This is a genomic window from Streptomyces sp. NPDC012474 (assembly GCF_042955185.1).
In the GTDB taxonomy this organism is placed as follows: Bacteria; Actinomycetota; Actinomycetes; order Streptomycetales; family Streptomycetaceae; genus Streptomyces; species Streptomyces cahuitamycinicus.
The window spans coordinates 453,613-461,126 of sequence record NZ_JBIBEP010000005.1; the positions used below are offsets into that span (position 1 = coordinate 453,613).

Here is a 7,514-nt window from a genome sequence, read left to right on the forward strand (position 1 = left end):
GATCAGTGGTGGCCGTGGCCGCTCGTGATCTCCCGGTGTTCCTCGGCGGTGGGCTTCGGGATCTGGGCGCCCTCGCCGTAGTAGGCGTCGCTGAGCTTGGCGCGCAGCTTCTCGGAGCCCTTCACCTTGCGCTCGACACCGTTCTCGTCGACCGTCGGGCCGATCTCGGCGGGCTGGTACTGCTCGTGCGCCGTGAGCGTGTACATCTGCTCCTGGCTGAGCGGCTCGTGCACCTCGATGAACTCACCGTGCGGCAGGCGCTTGATGATGCCGGTCTCGCGGCCGTGCAGCACCTTCTCCTTGTCCCGGCGCTGCAGCCCGAGGCAGATGCGCTTGGTGACGATGAAGGCGAGGACCGGTCCGACGAAGAACCCGATCCGGACGAACCAGGTCACCGCGTTGATCGACAGATGGAAGTGCGTGGCGACGATGTCGTTGCCACCGCCGATCAGCATGATGATGTAGCCGGTGATCCACGCGACACCGACGCCGGTGCGGGTCGGGGCGTTGCGCGGCCGGTCCAGGATGTGGTGCTCGCGCTTGTCCCCGGTGACCCACGACTCGATGAACGGGTAGAGGGCGATGATCCCCAGGAAGACACCGAAGAGCAGCAGCGGGATGAACACACCCAGGACGAGGGTGTGACCCCAGAGGTTGATCTCCCAGCCCGGCATCGCCCGGATCAGACCCTCGGCGAAGCCCATGTACCAGTCGGGCTGGGCGCCGGTCGACACCTGGTCGGGCCGGTAGGGGCCGAGGACCCAGATCGGGTTGATCGTCGCGATGGCGGAGAGGGCCGCGATGAAACCGAAGACCAGGAAGAAGAAGCCTCCGGCCTTGGCCATGTAGACCGGCAGCAGCGGCATGCCGACGACGTTCTTGTTGGTCCGGCCGGGACCCGCGAACTGGGTGTGCTTGTGGTAGAAGACCAGGATCAGGTGGCCGACCACGAGCCCGAGCATGATGCCCGGCAGCAGCAGGATGTGGATCGAGTAGAACCGGGCGATGAAGTCGGTGCCCGGGAACTCCCCGCCGAACAGGAACATCGAGATGTACGTGCCCACGATCGGCACGGACAGGATCGCGCCCTGGGTGAAGCGGACACCGGTGCCGGAGAGCAGGTCGTCCGGGAGCGAGTAGCCGGTGAAGCCGGTGAACATGCCCAGGACGAACAGCAGGAAGCCGAACATCCAGTTGATCTCGCGCGGCTTGCGGAACGCGCCGGTGAAGAAGACGCGCATCATGTGCACGAACATGCCGGCGAGGAAGATGATCGCCGCCCAGTGGTGGATCTGCCGGATGAGCAGACCGCCGCGGACGTCGAAGCTGATGTCCAGCGTGGAGGCGAACGCCTCCGACATCAGCTGCCCCTGCATCGGGACGTAACTGCCGTGGTACTCCACCTCGTTCATCGACGGGTGGAAGAACAGCGTCAGGTACACACCCGTGAGGATGATGATGATGAAGCTGTAGAGGCAGATCTCACCCAGCATGAAGGACCAGTGGTCCGGGAAGATCTTGCGCATGTTGGCCTTGGCCAGGGAGTAGATCCCGAGGCGGCCGTCGGCCCAGTCGGCGACCCGCTCACCCGCGGGCGCCTTGCGTCGTTCTTGTGCAGTGCTCATCCGCGCTCCCAGAAAGCAGGGCCGACGGGCTCTTCGAAGTCGCCGCGCGCCTCGAGGTAGCCCTCGTCGTTCACGCCGATGCGGAGCTGCGGCAGGGCGTGACCGGCGGGACCGAAGATCACTCGGGCACCGTCGGAGAGGTCGAAGGTGGACTGGTGGCAGGGGCAGAGCACGTGGTGCGTCTGCTGCTCGTACAGGGAGATCGGGCAACCGACGTGGGTGCAGATCTTCGAGTACGCGACGATGCCCTCGTGCGACCACTCGAGTTCGCGCTTGTCCTTGATGTCGTCCGGCTGGAGCCGGACGATCATCAGGGCGGCCTTGGCGATCTCGTTCTGGAACCCGTGGTCGTGCTCCTCCAGGCCCTCGGGCTTGGCGAAGGTCAGCGAACCGACCGCGACATCGGACGGACGCAGCGGCTCGTTCGTGTTCATGTTGACGAGCAGCTTGCCCTTGGACCACAGCGTGTGGCGGAGCTTCGTGCCGGGCAGCGGACCGAGGTCGCGCAGCAGTACGACGCCGGAGAGCGGCACCAGCGTGAGCGCGCCGAGCATCGTGTTGCGGATCAGCTTGCGGCGGCCGAGCGCGGACTCCTTGGCGCCCTGGCTGAAGTCCGCGAAGACCTTCTCGCGGACCTCGGGCGTCGCCTCGATCGGGTGCCGCTCGTCGGCGACCTCCACGTCCGACATCAGGGTGCGGGCCCAGTGGACGGCGCCCGCGCCGATGCAGAACAGCGCGATGCCGAGCGTCATGCCGAGCGCGAAGTTCAGGGCGCTGATGTGGCCGAGCGGCCAGATGTAGACCGACTTGTCGACCGGGATCGCCACGAACGCGGCGATGAAGGCGACCGTGGCCAGCATCGACATCGTGAACATCAGGGCGACCGAGCGCTCCGAGCGCTTGGCGGCCCGCTCGTCGACGTCCTGGATCCGGTGCTCGTGGGGCGGCAGGCCCGGGTCGGCGAACGGGTGCTTGTCGTCCGCGACGCTCACCGCGCCGTGCCCGTGCTCGTCATGTCCTGCGGACTGCGCGGCAGGCAGGTTCTCTTCTGGAATGTCTTGGCTACTCATGACTTCTTGGCCTTTGCGGTCCGGGCGGCGACCCACACGGCGACGGCGATCAGACCGCCGAGACCGAAGATCCAGCCGAACAGGCCCTCGCTGACCGGCCCGAGGCCACCCAGTGCGAGGCCGCCGGGGCTCTCGGTCTTTTCGCTGTTGACCGCGTCGAGGTACGCGATGATGTCCTTCTTGTTCTTCTCCGACAGCGTGGTGTCGGGGAAGGACGGCATGTTCTGCGGGCCGGTCTGCATGGCCTCGTAGATGTGCTTCGGGGAGGCGCCCTCGAGGCTCGGCGCGTACTTGCCGTGCGTCAGCGCGCCGCCCTTGCCGGTGAAGTTGTGGCACTGCGCGCAGTTGTTGCGGAACAGCTCACCGCCCTTGGCGATGTCGGCGCCCTCGGGGCCGTACTGCTCCTCCGTCGGGATCGACGGACCGGCGCCCAGCGAGGCGATGTACGCCGCGAGCTGGTCGATCTCGGCCTGCGAGTAGATGTTCTTCTTCTCCGGGACCTGGGGGCCCTGGGAGGTGGCGGCCGGCATACGGCCGGTGGCCACCTGGAAGTCGACGGCCGCGGCGCCGACACCCACCAGGCTCGGCCCGTCGGAGGTGCCCTGACCGCCGGTGCCGTGGCAACTGGCGCAGCCGACGGCGTAGAGCTTCTTGCCCTCCTCGATGGTGAGGGACTGGGCGGTTTCGTCGGCCTGCGCCTTGTCCGCGGGTGCGAACACGGCGTACAGCCCCCCGGTGCATGCCAGCGCGAGGAGTAGGACGACGAGCGCCGCCAGCGGGTGGCGTCGTCGTGCGGAGAGCTTTTTCACGGATTACCCCGGTGTCAGGATCTTCTGCGTCGATGCTTCTGGGATGCGCGCTGCGTCGAGCACGCGCGGATGCGGGCCCTGCTACTTGATCATGTAGATCGTGGCGAAGAGACCGATCCAGACGACATCGACGAAGTGCCAGTAATAGGACACGACGATCGCGGCCGTCGCCTGCTCGTGGGTGAACCTCCGGGCCGCGTAGGTCCGGCCCAGGACCAGCAGGAAGGCGATGAGTCCGCCCGTCACATGCAGGCCGTGGAAGCCGGTGGTCAGGTAGAACACCGAGCCGTACGGGTCCGAGGACAGGGACAGGCCCGCCTCCTTGACCAGCTCTGTGTACTCGAGGACCTGACCGCCGATGAAGATCGCACCCATCACGAAGGTGACGATGAACCACATCCGCAGCTTCTTCACGTCACCGCGCTCGGCGGCGAAGACGCCGAGCTGGCAGGTGAGCGAGGAGAGCACCAGGATGGTGGTGTTCGCCGCCGAGAACGGGAAGTTGAGATGGCTGGCCATCTCCTTCCAGTGATCGGGACCCGTCACCGATCGCAGGGTGAAGTACATCGCGAAGAGGGCCGCGAAGAACATCAGCTCGGAACTCAGCCAGATGATGGTTCCGACGCTGGTGAGGTTCGGCCGGTTGACCGACGGGTGCGCGTGCCCGGTTTCTACTGTCGTTGCTGTCGCCACGACCGACATTATGTCGGTCGCTTATCCCGCCCTCACTCCGGGGGGTGCCGTTCGGAGTGTCTAAGCCGGTCGTACCGGTGTTGACGTGGGGTTCAAGGGAGTAGCATCCGGCCCAACGGGCCTGTCCTTACGACGCTGACGTCACGGAGGAACAATGCAGCCGACCGCCACGGTGCTGGTCTACAGCGACGACTCCAACACCCGGGAGCAGGTGCGGCTCGCCACGGGACGGAGGCCGGCTCCGGACGTTCCCGTGGTGGAGTTCGTGGAGTGTGCGACTCCCGCCGCGGTGCTCACGGAGCTGGACCGGGGTGGGATCGACGTCTGTGTACTGGACGGCGAGGCCGTGCCGATGGGAGGCATGGGGCTCTGCCGGCAGATCAAGGACGAGGTGTTCGACTGCCCGCCGGTGCTGTTGCTGATCGGGCGGCCCCAGGACGCGTGGCTGGCGACCTGGAGCCGGGCGGAGGCGGCCGTGACCCTGCCGGTGGAGCCGGTGGAGTTCGCCTCCGCGTTGGCTTCTCTGCTGCGGGACAAGGCGGCTTTGAACGCCTAGGGGCTCGGGGGCACGCACCTGTTGTCTCGCGGGTGCGGGTGGTCTGTGTCTCGTCGCGCCCACGCGGCGGAGCCGCATATCGACACAGCCCCGCGCCCCTGAGGGACGTGCCCCTGAGGGCGTCTAGACGCTCTGCGGTCTCAGGCGGGCCCTGTCGGCCTGTGCGGGGCCGTCCGGGGTGCCGCCCACGAGGGCGCTGCCGGTGCGCCACTTCGCCCAGTCGAGGTTCCAGTCGCCGAAGCCGTTGCCGAAGGGGGCCATGGTGTCGCCGCCGGAGTTCACGACCTCGACGACGTCGCCCTCGCGGACGGTGTCGTAGAACCAGGCGGCGTTCTCGTTGCTCATGCCGGTGCAGCCGTGGCTGACGTTGGCGTAGCCCTGGGAGCCGACGGACCAGGGGGCGGCGTGGACGTACTCGCCGCTGTTGGTGACCCGGACCGAGTGGTGCACGATCAGGTCGTAGAAGTCCGCGGCGCCGATGCTGGCGCTGGTCATGCGGACGGTGCCCTCCTTGGCCAGGACGACCTTGACGCCGTTGCGGGTGTCGTAGCCGGGCATACCCGTGGTGACCGGTATCTCCCGGACGATCTCGTCGTTCTTGTAGACGGTCATCCGGTGGGCGGCGGCGTCCGTGACGGCGATGAGCTTGTCCGCGGTGGTGAAGGTCAGCGGCTTGGCCTTGCCGCCCCACATCCGGTCGCCGATCTTGATGCCCTGCAGGTTGCTGCGTACCTGGACGGTCGCCCGGGCGGGCCAGTAGTCCTTCGGGCGGTAGTGGAGCTTCTTGTCGTCCACCCAGTGCCAGGCGCCCTCGGTGGAGGGCGTCGAGGAGACCTTGAGAGCGCGTTCCACGACGGCCCGCTGGACCTTGTCCTTGACGGGCCGGCTCAGCTCGGCCGTGACGGGCTGGCCGACTCCGTAGGTGCCCGTCTTGGGTCCGAAGGTGACGTCCAGGCGCTTCTTGGTGGCGGGCTTGCCGGTGTCGAAGGTCACGACCTTGCGGCCGGGCGCCCCGTCCTCGTTCTCGGTGCTCACACGGACCGTGTAGCTGGCGTTCGCGGCCAGCGGGGAGGTGCTGTGCCAGCGACTGCCGTCGGCGGCGAGTTCGCCCGCCACGTAGCGTCCTGAGGCGTCGTGGGCCGTGACGTCCGTGATGCGCCCGTCGGAGTCCTCGACGACTTCCAGGGGCTTGTCCGGGTCGGCCTTCTTATTACGGCCTTCCGAGGGGGCGTTGAAGGAGACCTGGTCCGCCGCGTCGTAGGGGCGGGCGGCCAGCGGGTTGCCGTCCGAGCCGCAGGCGGTGACGCCCGCACAGAGGGCGATCACCAGCAGCGTGCAGCCGACGACGGTGCGGGGGCGGGATATCGCTGTGTGGCTCATGAGGTCACGCTAGGAAGCGGCGTCAACAGCGGCACGCCGAGCGACTCGTACGAGTGACACGCATTGCGGCAAAAGCAGGAGCCCGGACGCTCCTCTCGGAGTGTCCGGGCCCCTGAAGCGCTCGGCTCGTGTTACTGGGTGCGGTTCTCACCGCGGTAGTACTCGAACACCCAGCCCCAGACGCCGATCAGGATGATCGGCAGCGAGAAGTACATCAGCCACCAGCCGATCGCGATCGACAGGAAGGCGAGGGCGCCGCCGATGGCCAGGGAGAGCGGCTGCCAGCTGTGCGGGCTGAAGAACCCGACCTCGCCGGCGTCGTCCGCGACGTCCGCCTCCTTGTTGTCCTGGGCGCCCACGTCGACCCTCTTGGCCGTGAAGCCGAGGTAGAAGCCGATCATGATGCACAGGCCGAAGGTCAGGAAGAGAGCCGTGGTGCCGGCCGGTTCCTTCGACCAGAAACCGTAGACGACCGCCATGACGAGCACGAAGACGCTCAGCCACATGAACATCTTGCCCTGGATCTTCACTTGCCGGCCTCCTTGCCGCCAGCGAGGGCCTTCTCGCCGTGACCGACGTTCTCGAGCTGGTCGAGGGCGGCGATCTCCGGATGGTGCAGGTCGAACGCCGGGGATTCGCTGCGGATCCGCGGCATGGTGATGAAGTTGTGCCGCGGCGGCGGGCAGGAGGTCGCCCACTCCAGGGAGCGGCCGTAGCCCCACGGGTCGTCGACCTCGACCGGCTTGCCGTACTTCGCCGTCTTCCACACGTTGTAGAAGAACGGCAGGATCGACATGCCGAGCAGGAACGAGCTGATCGTCGAGATCGTGTTCAGCGCGGTGAAGCCGTCGGCCGCCAGGTAGTCGGCGTAACGACGCGGCATGCCCTCGGCGCCCAGCCAGTGCTGGACCAGGAACGTGCCGTGGAAGCCGATGAACAGCGTCCAGAAGGTGATCTTGCCGAGGCGCTCGTCCAGCATCTTGCCGGTCCACTTCGGCCACCAGAAGTGGAAGCCGGAGAACATCGCGAACACCACGGTGCCGAAGACGACGTAGTGGAAGTGCGCCACCACGAAGTACGAGTCGGAGACGTGGAAGTCCATCGGCGGCGAGGCCAGGATGACACCGGTCAGACCACCGAAGGTGAAGGTGATCAGGAAGCCGGTCGCCCAGAGCATCGGTGTCTCGAAGGACAGCGAGCCCTTCCACATCGTGCCGATCCAGTTGAAGAACTTCACACCGGTCGGGACGGCGATGAGGAACGTCATGAAGGAGAAGAACGGCAGCAGCACACCGCCGGTGACGTACATGTGGTGCGCCCACACCGTCACGGACAGACCCGCGATCGCGATGGTCGCGCCGATCAGACCCGTGTAACCGAA

Annotated in this window: 8 protein-coding genes; 1 reads left to right on the top strand and 7 read right to left on the bottom strand. The window is 66.9% G+C overall.

The features are described from left to right. Positions 1-2: 2 nt before the first annotated feature. The 4 genes from ACFY9S_RS14995 to ACFY9S_RS15010 form a co-directional block, all read right to left on the bottom strand. Entirely contained in the window at positions 3-1,625 is a 1,623-nt protein-coding gene (locus ACFY9S_RS14995) for a cytochrome b N-terminal domain-containing protein (protein WP_391127639.1), read from the bottom strand. After that, entirely contained in the window at positions 1,622-2,695 is a 1,074-nt protein-coding gene (locus ACFY9S_RS15000) for a Rieske 2Fe-2S domain-containing protein (protein ID WP_391127642.1), read from the bottom strand. The genes ACFY9S_RS14995 and ACFY9S_RS15000 overlap by 4 nt, the downstream gene beginning before the upstream one ends. Then, positions 2,692-3,504, bottom strand: coding sequence for a c-type cytochrome (locus ACFY9S_RS15005; protein ID WP_102912849.1), 813 nt, complete (start codon positions 3,502-3,504; stop codon positions 2,692-2,694). Before ACFY9S_RS15005 ends, ACFY9S_RS15000 begins: the two co-directional genes overlap by 4 nt. 81 nt (positions 3,505-3,585) lie before the next feature. Then, on the bottom strand, positions 3,586-4,206 hold the full coding sequence (locus ACFY9S_RS15010) for a heme-copper oxidase subunit III (RefSeq protein WP_030249479.1): 621 nt from the start codon (positions 4,204-4,206) through the stop codon (positions 3,586-3,588). A 145-nt stretch (positions 4,207-4,351) separates the two neighbouring features. Between ACFY9S_RS15010 and ACFY9S_RS15015 the strand changes: the two genes are divergently transcribed. Then, a complete protein-coding gene (locus ACFY9S_RS15015) occupies positions 4,352-4,753 on the top strand; it encodes a hypothetical protein (RefSeq protein ID WP_391127646.1) in 402 nt (133 codons plus the stop codon). Positions 4,754-4,876: 123 nt separating this feature from the next. On the opposite strand, the gene ACFY9S_RS15020 is transcribed toward ACFY9S_RS15015, so the two are convergent. The 3 genes from ACFY9S_RS15020 to ACFY9S_RS15030 all read right to left on the bottom strand — a co-directional run. After that, a complete protein-coding gene (locus ACFY9S_RS15020; RefSeq protein WP_391127649.1) occupies positions 4,877-6,133 on the bottom strand; it encodes an Ig-like domain-containing protein in 1,257 nt (418 codons plus the stop codon). 131 nt (positions 6,134-6,264) lie between these two features. After that, on the bottom strand, positions 6,265-6,663 hold the full coding sequence (locus ACFY9S_RS15025; RefSeq protein ID WP_391127652.1) for a cytochrome c oxidase subunit 4: 399 nt from the start codon (positions 6,661-6,663) through the stop codon (positions 6,265-6,267). Next, a partial coding sequence (locus ACFY9S_RS15030; protein ID WP_391127654.1) for a cbb3-type cytochrome c oxidase subunit I occupies positions 6,660-7,514 on the bottom strand: 855 nt, incomplete at its 5' end. The genes ACFY9S_RS15030 and ACFY9S_RS15025, both read right to left, overlap by 4 nt.

Coding starts and splice junctions, on each gene's coding strand:
- ACFY9S_RS14995 (WP_391127639.1), bottom strand. CDS start 1,625: ATGAGCACTGCACAAGAACGACGCAAGGCGCCCGCGGGTGAGCGGGTC.
- ACFY9S_RS15000 (WP_391127642.1), bottom strand. CDS start 2,695: ATGAGTAGCCAAGACATTCCAGAAGAGAACCTGCCTGCCGCGCAGTCC.
- ACFY9S_RS15010 (WP_030249479.1), bottom strand. CDS start 4,206: ATGTCGGTCGTGGCGACAGCAACGACAGTAGAAACCGGGCACGCGCAC.
- ACFY9S_RS15015 (WP_391127646.1), top strand. CDS start 4,352: ATGCAGCCGACCGCCACGGTGCTGGTCTACAGCGACGACTCCAACACC.
- ACFY9S_RS15020 (WP_391127649.1), bottom strand. CDS start 6,133: ATGAGCCACACAGCGATATCCCGCCCCCGCACCGTCGTCGGCTGCACG.